Raw genomic sequence first — 23,700 nt, forward strand, 5'->3', positions numbered from 1 at the left:
GTTACCTACCGGTTCGTCGCTAACCTGAGCGCCGTGTCGCAAGCGGTTGAAGACCTTCCAGTGACCAGAACCCCCATCGTCGTCGACGACGAAGAGATTTTCGCTGCCCATGTGGGCGGCAAGCTCTCCGTCGCGTTGAACGCGCCCCTCGACACCGAACGCGCGCTGTCGATCGCCTACACCCCGGGCGTGGCCCAGGTGAGCCGCGCGATCGCAGCCGACCACACGCTGGCCGCGCGCTACACCTGGGCAGGCCGGATGGTCGCCGTCGTCAGCGACGGCAGCGCCGTGCTGGGTCTCGGCGACATCGGCCCGGGGGCGTCGCTGCCGGTGATGGAGGGCAAGAGCGCGCTGTTCAAGGCGTTCGCCGGGCTGGACTCGATCCCGATCGTGCTCGACACGAAGGACCCCGACGAGATCGTCGACACCCTGGTGCGGCTGCGCCCGACGTTTGGCGCGGTCAACCTCGAGGACATCTCGGCGCCGCGGTGCTTCGATATCGAGCGCCGCCTGATCGAGGCGCTCGACTGCCCCGTCATGCACGACGACCAGCACGGCACCGCGATCGTCGTGCTGGCGGCGCTGATGGGCGCCGCGCGGGTGGTCGACCGCGAGATGGCGTCGCTGCGCGTGGTGGTGTCAGGGGCGGGTGCGGCCGGCGTCGCGTGCGCGAAGATCCTGCTCGCCGCCGGCGTCACCGACATCACGCTGCTGGACTCGCAAGGCATCGTGCACAAGGGCCGCGGTGACCTCAACGCGTACAAGGCCGAGCTGGCCGCGCTGACCAACCCGAACGCACTGACCGGTGGCCTGGCCGAGGCGCTCGACGGCGCCGACGTGTTCCTCGGGCTGTCCGCGGGCGTCGTGCCCACCGACCTCGTCGCCTCGATGGCGCCGAACGCGATCGTGTTCGCGCTGTCGAATCCGGATCCGGAGATCCATCCCGACGAGGCGGGTAAGTACGCCGCCGTCGTCGCCACCGGCCGCAGCGACTTCCCGAACCAGATCAACAATGTGCTGGCGTTCCCCGGTGTCTTCCGCGGTGCGCTCGACGCGGGTGCGCACCGCATCACCGAGCGGATGAAAGTGGCTGCGGCCGAGGCGATCTTCTCCGTGGTCGGCGACGACTTATCGGCCGAGCGCATCGTGCCCAGTGTGTTGGACCCGCGGGTGGCGCCCGCGGTGGCGCAGGCGGTCGCCAGTGCATCTGCCGACGTGTCAGGCGGCTAAGTGGTGAGCCGGCGCACGCTGGCGATCGTCGCGGTGCTCGTGGCGATCATCGCCGGGTGCGGGGGACCGGCGAGTCCGCCGTCCCTTGTCGTCGGCACGGCACCCGATCCCGCGTCGACGCTGATCGCCCACATCTATGCGGCCGCGCTGCGGTCCTACGGTAACCCCGCTCACGTCGAGACGTTCGACGATCCGCTGATCCGGCTCGACTCCCGGGAGGCTCACGTCGTGCCCGGGTTGACCGGCCGGTTGCTGCACAGGTTCGATCCCGACGCGACCGCACGGTCGGCGGCCCAGGTGTACCGCGAGTTGGTCTCGTCGCTGCCCGAGGGCATAGCCGCGGGCGACTACACCACCTCGGCGGAGGACAAGCCGGCGTTGGCCGTCACCGAGGCGACCGTGGAGGCGTGGGGCGGCCGTGACGTCACCGCGGCCGTCCGCAACTGCGACGACCTGCGAGTGGTGCACACCGAGGGTGCACCGCGGCCCGAGGCGATCGGCCTGTGCGAGCCTGCGGTCGCCGAACTGCCCAGCGCTGCAGCCATGTTCGCCGCCGTGCGGGCCGGCAGGTTCAACGCGGCGTGGACGACGACTGCCGCGCCGGGCGTGCCACCCGAGCTGGTGATGCTGTCGGACCGGACCTCGTTGATCCGCGCCGAGAACCTGGTGCCGCTCTACCGGCGCAACGAACTCAACGAGTCACAGGTGCTGGCGCTCAACGAGGTGGCCGGGGTGCTCGACACCGCGGCACTGGCCGAGATGCGGGCGAAGGTCGCCGACGGCGCCGACCCACACCGGGTCGCCGACGCGTTCCTGGCCGAACACCCCCTCGGCGACTGATCTCTCGCCCGCAACCCGCGGGGTGCGCTCACAACTCAGTGCGCGTTGGGCACCAGCTTCGCGACCATCGTCGAGAACAGCCGCTGATAGCCCGAACCGGTGAGGCGGACGATGATGTCGAGCACCTTGGCATCCGTGCCGACTAGCACGCGGGCCTTGTTCTTGCGCACACCGTCGAGGATGATCCTGGCCGCCTGCTCCGGTGACGTGTTGGCGAGCTTCTTGTCGAAGGTCTGGGTCAGCCCTTCCTTGTCGACGCCCTCGGCGGCCGTGGCATGACGCATGATCGCGGTCTTGATGCCGCCGGGATGCACCGTCGTCACCTTGACCGGGTGACCGGCGGCGTGCATCTCCTGACGTAGCGCCTCGGTGAACCCGCGCACCGCGAACTTTGCCGAGTTGTAGGCCGACTGCCCGGGCACCGAGAACAGACCGAACACGCTCGAGACGTTGACCACGTGGCCGTCGCCGGAGGCGATCAGATGTGGCAGGAACACCTTGGTGCCGTTCACGACCCCCCAGAAGTCGACGTCCATCACGCGTTCGATGTCCTTGAACGGCGTGATCTCGACATCACCGACGTAGGCGATGCCCGCGTTGTTGTAGACCTGGTTGACTTTGCCGAAGTGCTCAACCACCGCATCGGCGTACGACTCGAAGGCCTCGCGCTCGGTGACGTCCAGCCGGTCCGCCTTCACCGGCGCTCCGATCGCCTTGAGCCGCTGCTCGGTTTCGGCGAGACCCTCGGTGTTGACGTCGCTGATCGCCACGCTGGCCCCCGACTTGGCCAGCTCGATGGCCAGCGCCTGTCCGATGCCCGACCCGGCGCCCGTGACGACGGCGACCTTCCCGGCGAAACCCTGCATGACCACTCCCTCGCTCGTTCCCGTCAAGAGGCTAACCGGTACCGCCAGTCCGCCCACTGACGGGTTGATCCCACGTAGATGGCGCGGGCCGTTCGACTCGTTGGACTTCGACCCTTAGACGCTGAACGGCCTATCAGGCGAAGGCCTCGTCGAGGATCTCCTGCTGTTCGACGGCGTGCACCTTCGACGAACCCGACGACGGCGCCGACATCGCCCGCCGTGAGATGCGCGTGATGCCGGTCAGCTTCTCCGGCAGCACTTCGGGCAGCGTGAGCCCGAACGTCGGCCATGCGCCCTGGTTCGCCGGCTCCTCCTGCACCCAGAAGTACTGTTCGACGTTCGGGTACTGGTCGAGCGTCTCGGCCAGCCGGCGCCGCGGCAGCGGGGCGAGTTGCTCGATGCGCACGATGGCGATGTCCTCGCGCGATTCCTTGTTCTTGCGGGCGGCCAACTCGTAGTAGAGCTTGCCGCTGGTCAACAACATGCGCTTCGCCTTGCTCCGATCACCGTCGCCGTCGGTGTAGGTCGGCTCCTCGATCACCGAGCGGAACTTCATCTCGGTGAACTCGCGGATGTCACTGACCGCGGCCTTGTTGCGCAGCATCGACTTCGGCGTGAACACGATCAGCGGCCGGTGAATGCCGTCGAGCGCATGGCGGCGCAGCAGATGGAAGTAGTTGGCCGGAGTCGACGGCACCGCGATGGTCATGGAACCCTCGGCCCACAGCAGCAGGAACCGTTCGATGCGGCCCGACGTGTGGTCCGGGCCCTGGCCCTCGTGGCCGTGCGGCAGCAGCAGCACGACGTCGGAGAGTTGGCCCCACTTGGCCTCACCGGAACTGATGAACTCGTCGATGATCGACTGTGCGCCGTTGATGAAGTCCCCGAACTGCGCCTCCCACAACACCAGCGCCTCGGGGTTGCCGACCGAGTATCCGTACTCGAAGCCGACCGCGGCGAATTCGGACAGTGGCGAGTCGTAGACCATGAACTTGCCGCCGGTCGGTGTGCCGTCTTCGTTCATCGTCAGCAACTGCAGCGGGGTGAACTCCCGACCGGTCTTGCGGTCGATGACCACCGAGTGCCGTTGCGAGAAGGTGCCGCGGCGGGTGTCCTGACCGGACAGCCGGACCGTCTTGCCCTCGGCGATCAACGTGCCGAGGGCCAGCAGCTCGGCGAACGCCCAGTCGACCTTGCCCTCGTAGGCCATCTCCCGGCGCTTCTCCAGCCCCGGTTTGACACGCGGGTGCACCTCGAACCCGTCCGGCATGGCCAGATGCGCGTCGCCGATGCGCGCCAGCAGCGCCTTGTCGACCGCGGTGTTCATCCCGGCGGGGACCATCTGGTCGGATTCCACCGAACTGCTCGGCTCGATTTCGTGTTTCTCGAGTTCGCGTACCTCGTTGAACACCTGCTCCAGCTGGCCCTGGTAGTCGCGCAGCGCGTCCTCGGCTTCTTTCATCGAGATGTCGCCGCGGCCGATCAGCGCCTCGGTGTAGCTCTTGCGGACGCCCCGCTTGAGGTCGATCGCGTCGTACATCGACGGCTGGGTCATCGACGGGTCGTCGCCCTCGTTGTGCCCGCGGCGGCGGTAGCAGATCATGTCGATGACGACGTCCTTCTTGAACTCCTGCCGGAAGTCCACAGCGAGCCGCGACACCCAGGCCGCCGCCTCGGGGTCGTCGCCGTTGACGTGGAAGATCGGCGCGCCGACCATCTTGGCGACGTCGGTGCAGTACTCCGAGGACTTGGCGTCGTTCGGCGACGTGGTGAAGCCGATCTGGTTGTTGACGATGATGTGGATCGTCCCGCCGGTGCGGTAGCCGCGCAGCAGCGCCAAGTTCAGCGTCTCGGCCACCACGCCCTGGCCGGCGAATGCGGCGTCGCCGTGCAGCATCAGCGGTACGACCGTGAAGCCGGCTGAATGCTCGCTGTCGTCGATGCCGTCTTCGAGTAGGTCTTGCTTGGCGCGGACCAGGCCCTCCAGCACCGGGTCGACGGCCTCGAGGTGGGACGGGTTGGCCACCAGGGACACCTGAATGTCGTTGTCGCCGAACATCTGGATGTAGTTTCCGCCGGCGCCGAGGTGGTACTTCACGTCGCCGGACCCGTGTGCCTGCGACGGGTTCAGGTTGCCCTCGAACTCGCTGAAGATCTGCGAGTACGGTTTGCCGACGATGTTGGCCAGCACATTGAGCCGGCCGCGGTGCGGCATCCCGATGACCACCTCGTCGAGCGCATGTTCGGCGCACTGGTCGATGACCGCGTCCATGGCGGGGATGACCGTCTCGGCGCCCTCCAGCGAGAATCGCTTCTGCCCGACGTATTTGGTCTGCAGGAACGTTTCGAACGCCTCGGCCGCGTTGAGCTTGCTCAGGATGTACTTCTGCTCGGCGACCGTCGGCTTCTCGTGCTTGACCTCGATGCGGTCCTGCAGCCACTGCTGCTGCTCGGGCTCGAGGATGTGGGTGTATTCCACGCCGACGTGGCGGCAGTACGAGTCGCGCAACAGGCCCAGCACATCGCGCAGCTTCTTGTGCTGTGCGCCGGCGAAACCGTTGACCTTGAATTCCCGGTCGAGGTCCCACAGCGTCAGGCCGTGGGACAGCACGTCGAGATCGGGGTGGCTGCGGAACCGGTTCTTGTCCAGCCGCAGCGGGTCGATATCCGCCATCAGGTGCCCGCGGTTGCGGTACGCCGCGATCAGCTCGATCACCCGGGCGTTCTTGTCCTCGATGGTGTCCGGGTTGTCCGTGCGCCACCGCACCGGCTCGTAGGGGATTCCGAGCTCACGGAAGATCTCGTCGAAGAACTCGTCGTCGAGCAGCAGCTGGTGCACCGTGCGCAGGAAGTCGCCGGATTCGGCGCCCTGGATGATGCGGTGGTCATAGGTCGACGTCAGCGTCACCAGCTTGCCGACGCCCAGATCGGCGATGCGCTCCTCGCTCGCACCCTGGAACTCGGCGGGGTATTCCATGGCACCGACGCCGATGATCGCGCCCTGGCCGCGCATCAGCCGGGGCACCGAGTGCACCGTGCCGATGGTGCCGGGATTCGTCAGCGAGATGGTGACGCCGCCGAAGTCATCGGCGGTCAATTTGCCGTCCCTGGCACGCCGGACGATGTCCTCGTAGGCGGCGATGAACTGGCCGAAGCGCATGTTCTCGGTCGCCTTGATGCCCGCGACGACGAGCTGTCTGTTGCCGTCCTTACCGGCGAGGTCGATGGCCAGCCCGAGGTTGACGTGCTCGGGTGTCACCGCGGTGGGCTTGCCGTCGTTCTCGGCGAAGTGGCGGTTCATGTTCGGGAACTTCTTGACCGCCTGCACCAGGGCATAGCCGATGAGGTGGGTGAACGAGATCTTCCCGCCGCGGGTGCGCTTGAGATGGTTGTTGATGACGATGCGGTTGTCGATCATCAGCTTGGCGGGCACGGCGCGGACACTGGTCGCGGTCGGCACCTCCAGCGACGCCGACATGTTCTTGGCGACGGCCGCGGCCGCTCCGCGCAGCACCTGCATCTCCTGGCCGTCGGACGATTGCTTGGCCGCGGAAGACTTGGACTTGCCGGACTCGGCCGATTTCGACTCCGCCGGCTTGGACTCCGCCTTGGACTTCGACTGCGCGGGCTTCGATTCGGGCTTCTTCGACTCGGCCTTCGACTCCGTCTTCGATTGTGATTCCGACTTGGATTCGGTCTTTGACTCCTGGGCCTTGGCCGGCTTCGCCGACGTTGCGCCGTTGCTCTGGCCAGGCGCCGGAGCGGGTGCGGGTTCCGGCGGGCTCACGGGTGCGGACGTCCGCTGTCCGTTGCCGCTGCCGGATTGGCGTTCGGAGGTCGGTTCCGGGGAGTAGTCGACCAGGAATTCATGCCAACTGGGATCTACCGACGAGGGATCCTCGCGGAACTTGCGATACATCTCCTCGACCAACCACTCGTTCTGTCCGAATGGTGAAGGTGAGCTCACGGTAGGTACTCGCCTCGATTCCTTCGCTCCACGCGAGCGTGTCCGAGACGCTCGCTCTGTTCTGCGGTTACCCGCATTTGGCCCGACTAAAGGCTAGCCCCGAAGCACCGGCCAGACCACGGCAACGGCCCTGCGGCCCGACTTATCGTCATAGTGATATCAGCCGGTGTGTCCGCCGAACGCGCTTGGCGTCTAGTCCCGCGGCGCAGGCAGCACATGCAGTGTCGCCGGCCACCGCTGTGGCGGGTTGCCGAACGCAGCGCGTGCGTTGGCGACGATGCGCTTGCCCATCAGGCGATTTCCCACGCCGCCGACGACTGCGCCGATGCCGACCGGCAGCATCTTGCCGAAGGCGATCGCGCCGCGCTTGAGGGTGTAGCGCTTGACGAAGTACCTCAGCAGTCGCGAGTTGAGTTGCGACACCGCGGGCAGTGGCAGCGTGGCCGCGCCGTCGGCGACCCAGGCGCCCTTGGTGCGGCCCGGGCCGATCAGATCGGCGACGGCGCGCTTGCCATCCTCGCCGACAAGGACCGCGAGCACCAGGGCACGGCGGCGCTCCCGATGTTCGGCGGGGATTCCGTACACCTCGGCGAGGGCTAGCACGTAGACCGCCGTCGCCTCCAGGAAGACCACCGTTTCACCGGCGACCGACGCCATCGCCGTCAGCGTCCCGATCCCCGGGAACGCCGCCGCCGACCCGACGGCGGCGCCGCTGGCCATCACCGCGGACAGGTAGCGCGCCTCGAGTTTGCGGGCGATGTCGGCCGGCGACGCGTCCGGATTCTGCTTGCGAAGGCGGTCGACATAGGCCTTGACCGCCGGTGCCTGCACGCGCGTGCTGCGCTCGAGGATCTGGGTCAGAACCTTCGCGGCAGCGCTGGGATCCTCGCCTGCACCATGTCCAGCAGCGCTGCCGGCCGCCTTACCGGCAGGCAATTGGTTCTTGGCCTTCGACCAGGCACTCATGGGCGGCCTCCCGTCGCGACGACTGATGTCCAGGCTAACGCGTACGCAACGAACGGCGGCGACCGCTGAGTGCCCGGCAGTGATCGCGCTCACGGTTGGCCGATCCGGGAAGAAAATAATGAGAAGCGGCGCTAACCAGTTCCGTGGCAACATCACCGGCTGTGGACCTGACGACCGCCCGGACCTCGCTGCCCGAGGCGCCGGCACCCCAGGCGCCGGGCCGGATGCGGATGATCCTCGTGCTCGGCGTCATGGTCGCGTTGGGTCCGCTGACCATCGACATGTACCTGCCCGCTCTGCCGGGGATCGCCGACGAGTTGGGGGTGTCGTCGTCGGTGGCGCAACTGACGCTCACCGGGACGCTTGCCGGCCTGGCCCTCGGCCAGTTGATCGTCGGCCCGCTGTCGGACTCGCTGGGTCGGCGCCGCCCGCTCATGGTCGGGATCGTCGTGCACATGCCGGCGTCGCTGCTGTGCCTGTTCGCGCCGAACATCGCGGTGCTGGGCGTCGCGCGCGGGCTGCAGGGCATGGGCGCCGCCGCCGCGATGGTGGTGGCCGTCGCCGTCGTCGGTGACCTGTTCACCGGCAGCGCTGCGGCCACCATGATGTCGCGGCTGATGCTGGTGCTCGGGGTGGCTCCGATCGTCGCTCCGTCGCTGGGTGCGGCGGTGTTGCTCAAGGCGTCCTGGCACTGGGTGTTCGCCGCGCTGGTGGTGATCGGAGGCGCGTTGCTGGTGGTGGCTGCGCTCGCGCTGCCGGAGACGCTGCCCGTCGCGCACCGACGGCCGTTGAAGGTGCGCGGCATCGCCACGACCTACGTCGGACTGCTGGGCGACATGAGGTTCATCGTGCTGGTCTTGGTCGCTGCGCTGGGCATGTCGGGGCTGTTCGCCTACATCTCGGGCGCGCCGTTCGTCCTGCAGGGCCACTACGGCCTGGACCAGCAGGTGTTCGCGCTGGTGTTCGCCGCCGGCGCCATCGCGCTGATCGGCGCGACGCAATTCAACGTGGTGCTGTTGCGCCGCTACGCGCCGCAGACGATCACGCTGTGGGCGCTGGTGGCGGCCTGTCTCGGCGGCGCGGTGTTCGTCGCCCTGTCGCTGACTCAGGTCGGTGGCCTGGCCGGCTTCCTCATTCCAGTGCTCCTCATCCTGGCGGCGATGGGTTTCGTCCTGCCGAACGCCCCGGCCGTGGCGCTCTCGCGGCACAACGAGGCGGCGGGCACGGCGGCCGCCCTGCTGGGCGCGGCGCAGTTCGGTGTCGGTGCAGCGGTCGCGCCACTGGTCGGCGCGCTCGGCAACACCGAGCTCGCGCTGGCGCTGGTCATGACGGTCGGTATGGTGATCGCGTTGTCGGCGTTGTCCCTGACGCTGCGCATCGGGGCCCGGGCCGTCGGGGTCTCGGCGGGTGACCGCGCCGACTCCACCTCATCCAAGGCCTCCGGCGACGTCACCGATGACGTCGTCGCCGAACCGGTCTGACCACTGCGCCCGGTTGGCCCGACTTGTCGGGACCACGTCAAGCTCCGTAGCGTCGATGGGATCGCCGAGCAACGAGTCGACCCGAGATGCTTTCAACCCTGATCCGCCGCCAGACCGCCGCTACCAACCCGTGGCATGCCCTGTGGGCGATGATGGTCGGCTTCTTCATGATCCTGGTGGACGCGACGATCGTGGCGGTCGCCAATCCGGTCATCATGGCGGAACTCGGGGCCGGCTACGAGGCCGTGCTGTGGGTGACCAGTGCCTACCTCTTGGCGTATGCGGTGCCACTGCTGGTGGCGGGCCGGCTCGGCGACCGGTTCGGCCCCAAATACCTCTACCTGGTGGGGTTGACGGTGTTCACCGCCGCCTCGCTGTGGTGTGGGTTCTCCGACACCATCGGCATGCTGATCGCCGCGCGCGTCGTGCAGGGCATCGGCGCGGCGCTGTTGACGCCGCAGACCTTGTCGACGATCACCCGTATCTTCCCGGCCGAGCGCCGCGGCGTGGCCATGAGCGTGTGGGGTGCGACGGCCGGTGTCGCGACGTTGGTCGGACCGTTGGCCGGCGGGGTATTGGTCGACGGGCTCGGATGGCAGTGGATCTTCTTCGTCAACGTGCCGATCGGCGTGCTCGGCGTGATGTTGGCGCTGCGCCTGGTGCCCGTATTGCCGACCCACGAGCAGCGCTTCGACGTGCTCGGTGTGCTGCTGTCGGCCATCGGTTTGTTCCTCATCGTCTTCGCGCTGCAGGAGGGCCAGTCGAACGGCTGGGCGCACTGGGTGTGGGGGTTGATGGCGCTGGGCGCCGGCTTCCTCGCCGCGTTCCTGTACTGGCAGGCCGTGAACCCCAACGAACCTCTGATCCCGCTGGTGATCTTCCGCGACCGTGACTTCACGTTGTCGAACCTCGGCGTGGCGACGGTCGGCTTCGTGGTCACCGGGATGATGGTGCCGATCATGTTCTACGCGCAGGCGGTGTGCGGCCTGTCGCCCACGCGCGCGGCGCTGCTGACCGCGCCGATGGCGATCGCGACAGGGGTGCTGGCACCGGTGGTGGGGCGGATCGTCGACCGGTCCCATCCGCGGCCGGTCATCGGTTTCGGCTTTTCGATGCTGGCCGTGGCGCTGACCTGGCTGACCGTCGAGATGTCGCCCGACACGCCGATCTGGCGGCTGCTGCTGCCGTTGACGCTCACCGGCATCGGCATGGCGTTCATCTGGTCGCCGCTGGCCGCGACCGCCACTCGCAACCTGCCGTTGCATCTGGCCGGAGCCGGGTCCGGCGTCTACAACACCACCCGACAGGTCGGGGCGGTGCTGGGCAGCGCCAGCATGGCGGGATTCTTGACCTGGCAGGTGAACGCCGAGATGCCGCCGTGGGCGACCGGCGCCGGCCAGGCCGACACGGTGGTGACCCAGCTGCCGCCGATCCTGTACGCGCCCTTTGCCTCTGCCATGTCGCAGGCACTGCTGCTGTCGGCGTTCGTCGCGCTGTTCGGCGTGGTGGCGGCGCTGTTCCTGCTCGGCTTCGGCAGGGACCGTGCGTTCGACGATCACACCGACCTCGGCGCCGGACCCGCGGTCGAGTACGGCGGCGACGACGCGTTCGCCGATGACGAGTTCGCCGACGACGATGACGACTACCTCGAATACACCGTCGACTGGGGTGATGCGCCGCCCGACGACCGTGAGCCCGCGACCGAACCGCTGACCGCCTCCGAGCCGGAGCAAGGCACCGACGACTCGTGGCAGCTCATCCTCGAGAAGCTTCTCGCCGATACGCCCCCCGCACCGCCGGCGAAGCCGGCGGCCGATCCGGTCGTCTACCCGCACAAGGGTTTTCATGCCGACAGCGAGATGAGCCGGCAGGCCGAAACGAAGCGTCACCAAGCCAGTCACCAAGGCAGTCACCGGAGCAGTCACCGGGGCAACGGCCGCCGTGAGCGGCGGTCTCGCCACCGCTCCGAGGACTCCGCGCCCAAGCAGTTCTGGTTCGACTCCGGGGGTAAGCACGTCCGCGACGACGATCCCGGTGATGCGCCGCGGGGTGGCAGGCACTCACTGCCGTGGCACGACTAGCCCCGGGCACACGAAAGTACCGACACCGGGCCGGGCCGACTGTTGCGCCAGACGGCTTAGGTGAGCGCGTCGATCAACTCGCCCACGGTGTGGGCAGCTTCCAGCGGGTGACGCAGTCGGCCCTTCGGGTTGACGGTGTAGCTGTTGCGCCGCCCGACCTTGGACTTCTTGAGGTAGCCGTCCTCAATGAGGTCGGCCAGTATCGCCTGGACCGAGCGTTCGGTGATGCCGATCCGCATACCCAGTTCGCGAGCGGTCAGCGACCCGCCATGGGCCAGGCAGAGCAACACGTGCGCGTGATTGGTGAGGAAGGTCCACCCGCGAACGCCTGCGGGGCCGTCCGCGCGCTGCGTGCCGCGCGGCGCGGCGGTCCGTTTACGGGGGGCCGTCGCCGCCTTGGTGGGTTTCTTCGTCGCAGCCATCGCGGCCAAGATGTTACCGCATTCATTCGCGTATCGGCTTTCGCCAATGGCCATTGGCGAAAGGTCATTCCGATACCGTCGACTTTCGGCGCGCATCTGCGTCGCGGTCCCCGGTGTCCGTTCTACCGCGGGTTGCTGCGAGGCTCCACACGATCGACACGGTCAGGATCACCACGATCACCGAGAGTGTCAGCGGTATAGGCAGTTTGCCGACCGGCGTCTCCGACAGAACCAGCTTGACCCCGGCGAACGCCAACAGAACCGCGAGGCCGTAGTGCAGATGGGAGAAGCGGCGCAGCAGCCCCGACAGGCAGAAGTACAGGCTGCGCAACCCGAGCACCGCGAAGGCGTTGGCGGTCCAGACGATGAACGTGCTGGTCGTGATGGCCAGCACCGCGGCCACCGAGTCGATCGCGAAGATCAGGTCGGTCGCCTCCACGGCCACCAGCACGACGAACAGCAACGTGGCCACCCGCTTGCCGTTGACGACGGTGAACAGCCGGTCGCCGTGGTAGCGCGGATCGGTCGGCACCAGTCGGCGCACCAGCCGCACCAACAGGTTTCGCTCCGGGTCCAGGTCGTCGTCGTGCTTGAACGCCATCTTGTAGGCCGTGTAGATCAGGAAAGCCCCGAAGAGGTAGGCCGTCCAGAAGAAGGTATTCAGCAGTTCGGCGCCGAGGAAGATGAACACGAGCCGGAACAGCAACGCGCCGATGACGCCCCAGAAGAGCACCTTGTGCTGGTAGCGGTCCGGAACGGCGAAGTAGGTGAAGATGAGCGCGAAGACGAAGACGTTGTCGACCGACAGCGCTTTCTCGATCAGGTATCCGGCGTAGTAGGTGCCGGCGACCTGGCCGCCGTAGGCCCACCAGACGACGACGCCGAAGAGCAGGCCGGTCGCGATCCAGATCGTCGACCACACCGCAGCCTCGCGAAATCCGATGACGTGGTTGTCGCGGTGCAGAAAGAGGTCGATAGCCAGCATCGCCCCGATGAACACGGTGAGGGCCAACCAGCCCCACAGCGGAACGACCACCGCGTCGGCAGTCATCCGGCGACTCGTCCGTCGCGGGAGACGCCGATCTGCACCTCACGAATGCCCGGGACCATGCGCGCAAGTGCGGTGGCGATGCGTCGTTCGGACTCGTCGTCGAACCGGCCGGCCACGGTGACGCTGCCCTCGCGCACCTGTGCGATCCACCGCCGCCTGCCGGTGTAGTTGTCGAGAAGCTTCTGGACCCCGACGGCGATGGCGTCGTCGCTGGTGAGGTTGAGCCGCAGGATGTCTCCGCGACTGACGATCCCGACCACCCGATTCTCGTCATCGATCACCGGCACGCTGCGTACACCGCGCTGAAGCAGCAGGCGACCGACGGTGTCGAGGTCGGTCGAGAGCTCGACGGCGACGGCGGGCGCGGTCATCGCGGCGCCCGCAGTCTCGAGGGCGGCCTCTCTGGCGCGCAGTATGTCGCCGACGGTCAGCATCCCGGCCAGCCGCCCGTCGTCGTCGACCACCGGCACCCCGGCGTACCCGTCTTCAGCGAGGGGTACGGCAGCGGCGCGCAGGGCCGCGGCGCACCGGACCGTGATCACGGGTCGGGTCATGACTTCGGTCACCGGCAACATCGCACGCGCATCCTTCTGTAGACGAGTTCATTTTAACGAATTGTAAAGCACGAAATAAATCTCGTCAAAAGAAGCGGGATCAGGCGAACAGCACCGCGGGGTTGAGGTAGCCGCCGGGATCGAACGCGGCCTTGACGGCCCGCATCGCGGCGATGTCGGCATCGGTGCGCGACATCGCGAGGTAGTCGCGCTTGCGGGTGCCGACGCCGTGTTCGGAACTGACATTGCCGCCAAGCCGGGCGATCAACTCCATCATGGCCGCAAACAGTGCGCGCTCAGCGCTGCCATCCAGCGTGCACCGAACCAGGTTCAGATGCAGGTTCCCCTCGCCGATGTGACCGAACAGCACGGGGATCGCCTGCGGCGCATGGGCGGCGACGAGTTCGGTCGCCTCGGCGGCGAACCGCCGGATCGAGGACAGCGGCAGCGAGACGTCGAACTTGAGCGGCGGCCCGTAGACGCCGAGCACCTCGGCGATGGCCTCGCGCACCGCCCAGAGTCGCTGTTGAGTGGCCGGATCGACACCGACCGCAGGCTCGCCTGCGAGCTCGCTGCGTTCGATCACCGCCGCCAGTCGCTCGGTCTGGTCGCTGTCACCGGCCAACTCGATCAGCAACTGCCACGCGCCCTCGACCGGTGCCGCCACCCCGGCCTGTTCGGCCGTCAGCGCGCTGGCCCGCGCGTCGATCAACTCCAAGGCCGCGATGCCGTCGACATCCCGGAACACCCGGCCCGCCGCGATCAGCGCATCGAGATCGGCGAACCCGCAGATCGCGGTCGTGCGGTGCGACGGCGCGGGATACAGCCGCAGGTCGAGTCCGGTGATGACCCCAAGCGTGCCCTCGGCGCCGACCAGCAGGGAGGGCAGGTCGTAACCGGTGTTGTCGCGTCGCACCCGGCTGTGCCGGCGCACCACCGCGCCGTCCGGCAGCGCGACCTCCATGCCGCTCACCTGCTCGCCCATGTTGCCGTAGCGCACGGTGCGCAGGCCGCCGGCGTTGGTCGACGCCATGCCGCCGACGGTCGCGGTGTCGCGCGCCGCCAGGTCGACGCCGAACAGAAGGCCCGTGGCGCCTGCGGCGCGCTGGACCTCGGCCAGCGTCACACCCGCGCCGACGCTGATCCGGCGCTCCACGACGTCGACCTCGCCGATCTCGCGCAGTCGTTCGGTGGACAGCAGCACGTCGTCGTGCTCGGGCACCGTGCCCGCCACCAGGGACGTCCGACCGCCCTGGACGGTGACGTACGCGCCCGCCCCACGGCAGGCGACGAGCACGTCGGCGACCTCTTCGGCCGTTCCCGGCCGCACCAGCGCGCTGGCCCTGCCCCGGTAGCGGCCCGTGTGGTCGACGCTGCGCCCGCTCAGCACATCGGGATCGGTGCTGACATGGGCGTTCCCGACGATTCCGGCCAGCCGGGCAGTCAGACTCATTCCGCCGGTGTATCACACGCCGCGAGCGACAGGAACGCCCCCAATTCGGTGAGGCGGTCGGGGGTGGCCGGCAGGTACTCGGTGAGCAGCGGCGAGCGCACGACGACGCTGAGATACTTGGCCCGGCTCACGGCGACGTTGAGCCGGTTTCTGTTGAGCAGGAAGGAAATTCCGCGAGGCACATCGTCGATCGACGACGCGGTCATGGAGATGAACACCACGGGTGCCTGTTGACCCTGGAACTTGTCGACCGTCCCGGCGCGGACATCGGACAGGCCCGCCGCGTCGAGGCGCTCACGCAACAGCACCACCTGCGCGTTGTACGGGGTGACTACCAGTACGTCATGCGGCCCCAGCGGGCGAGTGCCGCGTTCATCGGTCCACGCCGCCCCGAGCAACCGGTCGATCTCGGCGACGATGGCGTCGGCCTCCTCGGGACTGTCCGTCGCGTTGCCGTCGTGTTCGACGGCGAGCACCCGGACCCCGGGCGGCTCCCCCTCGAGACTGCGGGCCCCGGCTACGTCGGCGACCGACCGCAGGCGACGGTCGTAGGACAGCCGTGACACCGCCGAGCAGACGGCGGGATGCATGCGGAACGACCGGTCGAGGAAGTAGCCCAGTTCGCCGGGCAGGGTGTGTCGGCCGTCGACCAGCCAACCGAGCGCCGAGCAGTCCACCGGTTCGGGATGGGTGCCCTGGCTGACCTGCGGCAGCTGTTGCGGATCGCCCAACAGCAGGAGGTTGTCGGCGGCCGGGGACACCGCGATCGTGTTGGCCAGGCTGTACTGGCCGGCCTCCTCGATGACCAGCAAGTGCAGGCTGCCCCGCGGGACGCGCACTGGATTGGCGAAGTCCCAGGCGGTTCCGCCGATCACGCAGCCGTGCTCACCGGCGATAAACGCGGGGTAATCCTTCTCGTCGATCTCCTGCCAGCAGGCATCGGCGCCGTGCTTCTTCTTGGCCACCAGGGAGGGGTCCACGCCGGCGGCGACGACCTCACGGAAGAGGTTCTCCACGACGGCGTGCGACTGGGCGACGACCCCGATGCGCCACCGTTGTTCATTGACCAGACCGGCGATGATGGCCGCCGCGGTGAACGTCTTTCCGGTGCCGGGCGGTCCGTGCACGGCGACGTACGACGAGTCCAGGTCGAGCAGTGCGGCGGTGATCGCCTCAGCCGTGTCCGCACCGCGCGGCAGCGGAGCACCGCTGCGGGCCCGCGGCGGACGCCGAAGCAGGATGTCGACGACGGCGGTGGCCGGTATCCGGGGCAGACCGGCGGCGATCTGTTCGGCAGTCGCCTCGATCGAGTCGCGAAGGGGGCCGGTGGGGATCGGGGGGCCGGGGGTCAGCGCGAACGGACGCTGGTCGAATGGACCACCCCGCTTTGGTTCTCGTTCGGCGATGAGCACATTCGTCGGCGGGTCGTCGCACTCGAGCACGGTGACCGAACCGAACGCCCGCCGCTCGGGGTCGTCGCTCAGGCCAGCCGGCGACGGCGGTTCGTAGAGGGCGTACATGGTCCGGCTGAGTTCACCGGCGGCGAGCGTGCCCGACAGTCGCACCCACCGCTGTGGTCTGCGTGCCTTCGGCGGTGTGTGCCAGTCGACTTCGACGACGGACTTCTCCGCGAGGAAGACGTCGGTGTTGTCGGACCACTCCTCGACCGGATTGTTCAACCGGTCGAAGTGGCCCCACCAGAACGGCTTCTCTTCACGGCGGTGGAAGCCGCGGGCGGCCGAGATCATCGCCACGGCAACCTGTTCCGTGGAACGTGCGGCGGACTCGTCGCCCACGAACCGGGTCAGCTTGCGCGCGAGGCCGTCGTCCTCGGTCGCGGCGGCGCCGTCGATGACCGGTTGTGCGCCCGCCGGGGGAACGCCGCTGTCGATCGCGCGGCAGATCAGCCAGTCCCGCAGCTTGCGGGTCGACGTGCAGTCGTAGCGGTTGTAGTCCGCGATCTCCTTGAGTACGACGGTAGCGTCGTACTCACGCCCCGAAGCAGCCAACTCGCAGTAGCGCGCATACTGCGTGATGCTGTCGGTGGCTGTGGTGACATCGCCGGTGCGCAACTGCCCGCCCATGTACAGCGGCTCGAGTGACTTGAGGCTGTAGTTCTCCGTGCCGACACGAATGCTCTTGCGCACCAACGGGTACAGGTCGACAAGCACGCCACAGCGCAGCAAGTCGTCGACCTCGTCCTCGCCCACCCCGTAGCGCCCGGCGAGCCGCAGCAGCGCGGTCTTCTCGTAGGCGGCGTAGTGGTAGACGTGCATGTTCGGGTAGCGCTTGCGGCGGGTGCGAACCATTTTCAGGAAGTCGCGCAGGGCCTGCCGCTCTTCGGTTCGGTTGTGCGCCCACAGCGGATGGAACTCATCGGCGGTGTCGAGCACGCCGAACAGATACTCCAGTCCCCAGTCCCGGCCGTCGTCCGTCCACAGCGGGTCACCTTCGAAGTCGAAGAACAGATCACCGCGGTCCGGCTCGGGCAGCACCATCAACGGCTGGGCATCGGCGACCACGTACGGGGGCTTGCCGTCGACGCGCGGCGCGGTCTGCAGGCGGGCCTGAGAAGTCAGCGCCTCGACGGTTCGAGGCGGCAGTTCGGCCACCGGGCCGTCGTGCGCGGCCAGTTCGGCGACCGTGGTGATGCCCGCATCGATCAGCCGGGCACGCTGGGTGGTCCGCATCCCGGCCACCAGCAGCAGGTCGTCGTGTGCGCGGACCTGGACGGTGCACTCGGGGCAGCGGAAGCACGCCCGGATCTCATCGTCGTCCCACGACACCGGTGAACCCCCGACCAGGTGGCGGTCGAGGAGATCCTGCAGGGCTGCGCGGCGCGGCGCGTAGACCGGCAGCAGTTCGTCGACGCGGTACCGCGCGGTGCCGTTGTCGCCCAGCACGAGTTCGACCTCGTCGGCGACCGGTACGCCCGCACAGGTCAGCGTGTCGGCGTAGGCGGCGAGCTGCAGCAGCGCCTCGACCTTGACGGAGCGGGCGAGTTTGGTGTCGCGCAGCCGGTAGCGTCCGTCGGCATCCAGGATCAGGAAGTCGGCGAATCCGACGAACCGGCCGTCGAACATCGCGGCCTGGTAGATCACCGGCGCCCGCCGCTCGACGGCACGGCGGGTCTGCTCGGCTGCCGCCGTCAGGCCTTCGACGGTGTACGGGGGCCTGCCGATGATCGCGACGTCCTCGCGGTCGCGGAGTTCGTCGAGATGGCGCTGCTCGTGCTCACCGCCGAGCTGGGCAGTACGCGCGAGTAGTTCGTCGTCGGCGGCGACCGCCGGTCCGCGGTTCAATTTCGCGTCGAACGAGCGCAGCAACGCGTATTCGCACCGGGCGGCGGCCGCCAGGTCGGAGGCGCTGTAGACCACCACGGTGTCGGCGACGAACACGCTGTCACTGTAGGTGACGACGCTGACACCACTGTGCGCGCTGAACGCCGTGGGCGCTCAGCCCTGCGGCCGATTGGGCGGGTACGGCTGCTGCGGATAGGGCGCCGTGGGAGGCGAGGGCGCCGTGGGAGGCGGACCCTGCTGCGCCGGCGGGTACGGTCCCGAGGAGGGTCCGTGGCCCGCGGTCGGCACTTGACCGGCCGGCGGCAGCTGTTCACCCGACGGAGAGCCTGCGGATTGATAGGCGGTCGGCACGTCACCGGTGTTGGCCGACATCTGCTCGCGCATCTTGCGGCCCTCCTCTTCGGCCCGGTTGAGGTAGTTCTCCCAGCGCTGCTGCATCGGCTTGATCAGCCCGCCCCCGACTCCGACGATGAGGATGCCGCCGATGGTGCCGAGGATCGCGATCAGCACCGGCAGCGTGACCGTCAGCGCGATGCCCACCTGGTTCAGCGCGGCGATGACGCCCAGGCCCAGGATCGCGATGGCCGCGATGTTGGCCAGCGTCCGGCCGTACGAGAGCCCGCTGAGCGTGTTGGTCACGATGTCGCGCACCGCGGCCGCGATCGCAGCGGCCACCACGACGATGATGATCGCCACGAACAGCTTGGGCAGGAATGCGATCACTCCGGAGAGCAGGTTGCTGACCGGGTTGGGTCCGAAGACGCCGAACGCCAACTGCAGGACGAACAGCAGCAAGGCATAGTAGACGATCTTGCTGACGATCGTCGATGCGTCATATTTGCTGTTATCCAACGCTTTTCGGATGCCGCCCCGTTCCACGGCCCGATCGAAGCCGACCCGTTCGAGCACCTTGTCGATGGCTTTCGCGACGAGCTTGGCCACGATCCATCCGATGATCAGAATGAGGATGAACACAAGCAGTTTCGGGGCGATGGTGGCGACTGTGCGCCACATGTCCCGCAATGCGTCTTCCACGACCCGCTCCTCAGAAAAAAGTCGGTCCCCGACGGTTATTGACACAGTCGTCGTACCCGCACCGGAATGCGATAAACGGAGCTGTGCTAGCTGATCGCCTCAGCCGGGCGTGTTCCCGACCAGCTCGACGCCGTTGCCGTTCCAGCGGAACTTGACGACGCTGTCCAGGCCCGGCACGCCGTTGGAGTAGCGGAGCGCGACCGTGTCGCCGGTGCTGGCGGACGTGTCGACGCCGTTGAAGCCGTAGGTGTCCGGCACGCCGGTGGGGATGAACTTGCCGAGGTGGAACATCACGGCGCGAGTGTTGGGGTTCTCGGCGTTGGTGTTGGCCCGCACGATGACCACCGACAGCTGTGCGCACTCGTTGAAGTTGCCGGCGATCGGCACCGGGTACCAGCCCTGGCCGCTGCGCGGGTCCCTCGGCAAGGCCGCGACGGCCTCGGCGATCTCGGGTGCGTTGAGCTCGACTGCGCACGGGTCGACCGATGCCTGCGCGCTGGGAGGCGCGATGACCGGAGCCGGTGCCGGCGCAGAGGTCGCCGCCGGGGGAGCAGCGGGGGCCGCCGACGGCGTCTTGGAAACCGTCGAGTCGCTCGCGCCACAGCCGGCGACGAACACCGCCGCGGACCCGGCAAGGCTGCCGATCGCCACCGCCCACTTCACAACAGCGCACCGTACCGAACGCGGTGCGCGCGCTCCTGCACGCCGCGCGGCGGGTCGGGCAGTCGGTGGGCACTAGACTCGGTGCTCAATGACGTCCACCGAGCCGGACGCGACCGGCGCCGACATCACCTTTGATGACCTGCAGATTCACCCCTCGGTGCTGCGGGCCGTCGCCGACGTCGGCTACGAATCGCCGTCGGCCATCCAGGCCGCCACCATCCCGGCCATGATGGCGGGCTCCGACGTGGTCGGCCTGGCCCAGACCGGCACCGGAAAGACCGCGGCCTTCGCGATCCCGATCCTGTCGAAGATCGACGTCGGCAGCCGCGTCACCCAGGCGCTGGTGCTGGCGCCCACCCGCGAACTCGCCCTGCAGGTGGCCGAGGCGTTCAGCCGTTACGGCGCGCATCTGCACGTCAACGCGTTGCCGATCTACGGCGGCAGTTCCTACGGCCCTCAGTTGGCCGGCCTGCGACGCGGCGCTCAGATCGTGGTGGGCACGCCCGGGCGGGTGATCGACCACCTGGAGAAGGGCAGCCTCGACCTGTCCCATCTCGACTATCTGGTTCTCGACGAGGCGGACGAGATGCTCACGATGGGCTTCGCCGAAGAGGTCGAGCGCATCCTCGCCGACACCCCCGAGTACAAGCAGGTCGCCCTCTTCTCGGCGACCATGCCGCCTGCGATTCGCAAGATCACCACCAAGTACCTGCACGACCCGGTCGAGGTGACGGTCAAGGCCAGGACGCAGACCGCCGAGAACATCACGCAGCGCTACGTCCAGGTGGCCGGTCCGCGCAAGATGGACGCGTTGACCCGCCTGCTGGAGGTCGAACCGTTCGAGGCGATGATCGTGTTCGTCCGCACCAAGCAGGCCACCGAGGAGGTGGCCGATCGCCTCAAGGCGCGGGGCTTCTCGGCGGCCGCCATCAACGGCGACATCCCGCAGGCGGTGCGAGAGCGCACCATCAACGCGCTCAAGGACGGCTCCATCGACTTGCTGATCGCCACCGACGTGGCGGCGCGGGGACTCGACGTCGAGCGCATCTCGCACGTGTTGAACTACGACATCCCGCACGACCCGGAGTCATACGTGCACCGCATCGGGCGCACCGGGCGCGCCGGCCGGTCCGGTACCGCGCTGTTGTTCGTGACCCCGCGCGAACGGCATCTGCTCAGCTCGATCGAACGGGTGACGCGCCAGAAGCTGGTCGAGTCGGAACTGCCGACGGTCGAGGATGTCAACGAGAAGCGGGTGGCCAAGTTCCGCGACTCCATTACCGCGGCGCTGGCCTCGCCCAAGATCGACCTGTTCCGCACGCTGATCGAGGGTTACGAACGCGACCACGACGTGCCGATGGCCGACATCGCCGCGGCCCTGGCGCTGCAGAGCCGCGACGGCGAGGAGTTCCTGATGACGGAACCCCCGCCGGAGAAGCGCCGGGAGCGACGGGAGAAGGAGGGGCGGGACAGCGAGAACCGCCCCCCGCGCAAGCCGCGGGAACGGCGCGCTGACCTCGCGACCTACCGCATCGCGGTGGGCAAGCGGCACAAGGTCGCTCCCGGGGCCATCGTCGGTGCGATCGCCAACGAGGGCGGCCTGCACCGCAGCGACTTCGGCCACATCGCGATCAAGCTGGACTACTCCCTGGTCGAGCTGCCTGCCAAGCTCCCCAAGAAGACGCTGAAAGCCCTCGAGCACACCAGGATTCAGGGTCAGCTCATCAACCTCGAACCCGACCGCGGGCCCAAGCCGCATCGGGGGAAGTACAAGCCGAAGTGACGGTGTCGGACCGGTCCAGGGATGTGGACACCGGCGGCGGGCTCGAGTCGGTCACCCCGGGCCGGGTCGCCTCGCTCACCGGCATCAGGGCGGTCGCGGCGCTGCTGGTCGTGCTCACCCACGCCGCCTACACCACCGGTAAGTACCCGCAGGGTTACCTGGGCCTGGTCTACTCCCGCGCGGAGATCGGAGTGCCGATCTTCTTCGTGCTCAGCGGATACCTGTTGTTCGCGCCGTGGGTGAAGGCTTCCGCGGCGAGCCGCGAATCGGGTCCCGCGGCGAGCCGCGAATCGGGTCCCGCGGCGGGTCCACCGCCCCCGTCGGTGCGCCGGTACGCCTGGCACCGGGTGCGTCGCATCATGCCCGCCTACGCGGTGACCGTCGTGGCCGCCTATCTCGTCTACCACTTCCGCACCGCGGGCCCGAATCCCGGCCACACCTGGGAGGGGCTGATCCGCAACCTGACGCTGACGCAGATCTACACCGACGACTACCTGTATTCGTTCCTGCACCAAGGCCTTACCCAGACGTGGAGCCTCGCGGTCGAGGTGGCGTTCTATGCGGTGCTGCCGGCGCTGGCGTATGTGCTGCTGGTGGTGCTGTGCCGACGGCGGTGGCGGCCCGGTTTCCTGATGGCCGCGCTGACCGGGCTGGCGGCCGTCACTCCGGCCTGGCTGATCCTGGTGCACACCACCGACTTCCTGCCCGACGGGGCGAGGCTGTGGCTGCCGTCGTATCTGGCGTGGTTCGTCGGCGGGATGATGCTGGCTGCCCTGCAGCCGCTGGGCGTGCGGGCCTACGCACTGGCGTGTGTCCCACTGGCGGTGGTGTGCTACTTCATCGCCTCGACGCCGATCGGCGGTGAGCCCACCACCTCGCCGTCGGAGTTGCGAGATGCCCTGGTCAAAGCGCTGTTCTACGCCGTGATCGCCACGCTGGTGGTCGCTCCGCTGGCACTGAGAGGTGCCGGGTCGGCGGATGGCAGGCAGCAGGGCCTCTACTCCCGCGTGCTGGCCAGTCGGCCGATGGTGTTCCTCGGCGAGATCTCCTACGAGATCTTCCTGATCCACCTGATCACCATGGAGTTGGTGATGGTGGAGATACTGCGCTACCCCATCTACACCGGCTCGATCACGATGCTGTTCCTCGTCACGCTCGTCGTGACGGTGCCCCTGGCGTGGCTGCTGCACCGCTTCACCCGCGTGCGGACCGGCTGACCTGGGACCCACCGCGCCGGGACGAGTTAGGTTAACCTAACCGGACCAGCGACACGAAGGGCGTCATGTCGGACAAAAAACCAACGCGCGGTTTTCAGGGGGCGGTGCTCAAGCTTCTGCGCGCCGGCGACAACGAGTTGACCGTGACCGGTAAGCGCACGATCAGCCCGCACTACACGCGGCTGAGCTTCACCGCGGGGGGCATGCTGGCCGACCGGCCGCTGCACCCGACGATGTGGATCCGCATGTGGTTCGCCGACGGAGACAAGCTGCATCAACGCGGTTACACGCTGGTCGACCCCGATCCCACGAACGACACCGTCGACATCGAGTTCGCCCTTCACGACGGAATCGCCTCGGACTGGGCACAGCGCGCGCAGCCCGGTGACACCATCGAGGTCACCGTGCTCGGCAGCAATTTCGGTCTGCCCGAACCCCCGCCCGCCGGCTACGTGATCGTGGGCGACACCGCCTCGTTGCCTGCGATCAACTCGCTGCTGTCCGCGATCGGCGAGGCGCCGGCACAGGTCTTTCTGGAGGCCGGCCACGACGACGACAAGCAGTTGCCGGTCGCGCGCAGTACCGATGTCACGTGGGTGGATCGCAAGAACGCCGGCGAGGCGCTGGTGGAGGCGGTCAAGACGGCCTCGTTCGACGCCTCCGACCACTTCGGGTGGGTGGCCTGCGACAACCGCACCACCCGGGCGGTGGCCAAGGTCTTGCGCGAGGACTACAAAATCGGCAAGAAGTCGATCAAGGCGCAGGCTTACTGGGTGGCCTGACCGGCCC

At 68.1% G+C, this 23,700-nt stretch carries 17 protein-coding genes; 7 read left to right on the plus strand and 10 right to left on the minus strand.

Features of this window, described 5'->3' with window-relative positions; genetic code table 11:
• Positions 1 to 60: 60 nt before the first annotated feature.
• On the plus strand, positions 61 to 1,230 hold the full coding sequence (locus K3G64_RS15015; RefSeq protein WP_238885389.1) for an NAD(P)-dependent malic enzyme: 1,170 nt from the start codon (positions 61 to 63) through the stop codon (positions 1,228 to 1,230).
• 3 nt (positions 1,231 to 1,233) lie between these two features.
• Positions 1,234 to 2,070, plus strand: a complete 837-nt coding sequence (locus K3G64_RS15020) for a glycine betaine ABC transporter substrate-binding protein (protein ID WP_238885391.1) — start codon at positions 1,234 to 1,236, stop codon at positions 2,068 to 2,070.
• 35 nt (positions 2,071 to 2,105) lie between these two features.
• Here K3G64_RS15020 and K3G64_RS15025 read toward each other — a convergent pair whose 3' ends face one another.
• The 3 genes from K3G64_RS15025 to K3G64_RS15035 all read right to left on the minus strand — a co-directional run bounded on the left by K3G64_RS15025 (position 2,106) and on the right by K3G64_RS15035 (position 7,869).
• A complete protein-coding gene (locus K3G64_RS15025; protein ID WP_238885393.1) occupies positions 2,106 to 2,936 on the minus strand; it encodes an SDR family NAD(P)-dependent oxidoreductase in 831 nt (276 codons plus the stop codon).
• Positions 2,937 to 3,069: 133 nt separating this feature from the next.
• Positions 3,070 to 6,855, minus strand: a complete 3,786-nt coding sequence (locus K3G64_RS15030; protein ID WP_238950688.1) for a multifunctional oxoglutarate decarboxylase/oxoglutarate dehydrogenase thiamine pyrophosphate-binding subunit/dihydrolipoyllysine-residue succinyltransferase subunit — start codon at positions 6,853 to 6,855, stop codon at positions 3,070 to 3,072.
• Positions 6,856 to 7,095: 240 nt separating this feature from the next.
• Complete coding sequence (locus K3G64_RS15035; RefSeq protein ID WP_238885395.1) at positions 7,096 to 7,869, minus strand: hypothetical protein; 774 nt, start codon at positions 7,867 to 7,869, stop codon at positions 7,096 to 7,098.
• A 143-nt stretch (positions 7,870 to 8,012) separates the two neighbouring features.
• On the opposite strand from K3G64_RS15035, the gene K3G64_RS15040 reads away from it, so the two are divergent.
• Entirely contained in the window at positions 8,013 to 9,350 is a 1,338-nt protein-coding gene (locus K3G64_RS15040; RefSeq protein WP_370646950.1) for a multidrug effflux MFS transporter, read from the plus strand.
• An 86-nt stretch (positions 9,351 to 9,436) separates the two neighbouring features.
• Positions 9,437 to 11,431 (plus strand): MFS transporter, encoded by a 1,995-nt coding sequence (locus tag K3G64_RS15045; RefSeq protein WP_238885397.1) that lies wholly within the window; start codon positions 9,437 to 9,439, stop codon positions 11,429 to 11,431.
• A 56-nt stretch (positions 11,432 to 11,487) separates the two neighbouring features.
• On the opposite strand, the gene K3G64_RS15050 is transcribed toward K3G64_RS15045, so the two are convergent.
• From K3G64_RS15050 to K3G64_RS15080, 7 genes are all read right to left on the minus strand, one after another.
• Positions 11,488 to 11,853 (minus strand): helix-turn-helix transcriptional regulator, encoded by a 366-nt coding sequence (locus K3G64_RS15050; protein WP_238885399.1) that lies wholly within the window; start codon positions 11,851 to 11,853, stop codon positions 11,488 to 11,490.
• Positions 11,854 to 11,917: 64 nt separating this feature from the next.
• Positions 11,918 to 12,904, minus strand: coding sequence for a TerC family protein (locus K3G64_RS15055; protein WP_238885401.1), 987 nt, complete (start codon positions 12,902 to 12,904; stop codon positions 11,918 to 11,920).
• Complete coding sequence (locus tag K3G64_RS15060) at positions 12,901 to 13,479, minus strand: CBS domain-containing protein (protein ID WP_238885403.1); 579 nt, start codon at positions 13,477 to 13,479, stop codon at positions 12,901 to 12,903. The genes K3G64_RS15055 and K3G64_RS15060 overlap by 4 nt, the downstream gene beginning before the upstream one ends.
• Before the next feature lie 79 nt (positions 13,480 to 13,558).
• Positions 13,559 to 14,911: an FAD-binding oxidoreductase gene (locus tag K3G64_RS15065; protein ID WP_238885405.1), complete on the minus strand. Its 1,353-nt coding sequence runs from the start codon at positions 14,909 to 14,911 to the stop codon at positions 13,559 to 13,561.
• Positions 14,908 to 18,309: a TM0106 family RecB-like putative nuclease gene (locus tag K3G64_RS15070; protein ID WP_238885407.1), complete on the minus strand. Its 3,402-nt coding sequence runs from the start codon at positions 18,307 to 18,309 to the stop codon at positions 14,908 to 14,910. The genes K3G64_RS15065 and K3G64_RS15070 overlap by 4 nt, the downstream gene beginning before the upstream one ends.
• 57 nt (positions 18,310 to 18,366) lie before the next feature.
• On the minus strand, positions 18,367 to 19,248 hold the full coding sequence (locus K3G64_RS15075; RefSeq protein WP_238885409.1) for a mechanosensitive ion channel family protein: 882 nt from the start codon (positions 19,246 to 19,248) through the stop codon (positions 18,367 to 18,369).
• Between the two features lie 99 nt (positions 19,249 to 19,347).
• A complete protein-coding gene (locus K3G64_RS15080) occupies positions 19,348 to 19,911 on the minus strand; it encodes an LppP/LprE family lipoprotein (protein WP_238885411.1) in 564 nt (187 codons plus the stop codon).
• Positions 19,912 to 19,999: 88 nt separating this feature from the next.
• Here K3G64_RS15080 and K3G64_RS15085 point away from each other — a divergent pair, with 88 nt between their 5' ends.
• From K3G64_RS15085 to K3G64_RS15095, 3 genes are all read left to right on the plus strand, one after another.
• Positions 20,000 to 21,694, plus strand: coding sequence for a DEAD/DEAH box helicase (locus K3G64_RS15085; protein ID WP_238885413.1), 1,695 nt, complete (start codon positions 20,000 to 20,002; stop codon positions 21,692 to 21,694).
• On the plus strand, positions 21,691 to 22,911 hold the full coding sequence (locus K3G64_RS15090) for an acyltransferase family protein (protein ID WP_238885415.1): 1,221 nt from the start codon (positions 21,691 to 21,693) through the stop codon (positions 22,909 to 22,911). Before K3G64_RS15085 ends, K3G64_RS15090 begins: the two co-directional genes overlap by 4 nt.
• Before the next feature lie 65 nt (positions 22,912 to 22,976).
• Complete coding sequence (locus tag K3G64_RS15095; RefSeq protein ID WP_238885417.1) at positions 22,977 to 23,693, plus strand: siderophore-interacting protein; 717 nt, start codon at positions 22,977 to 22,979, stop codon at positions 23,691 to 23,693.
• Positions 23,694 to 23,700 lie beyond the last annotated feature (7 nt).

Source organism: Mycobacterium sp. IDR2000157661 (assembly GCF_022317005.1).
In the GTDB taxonomy this organism is placed as follows: domain Bacteria; phylum Actinomycetota; class Actinomycetes; order Mycobacteriales; family Mycobacteriaceae; genus Mycobacterium.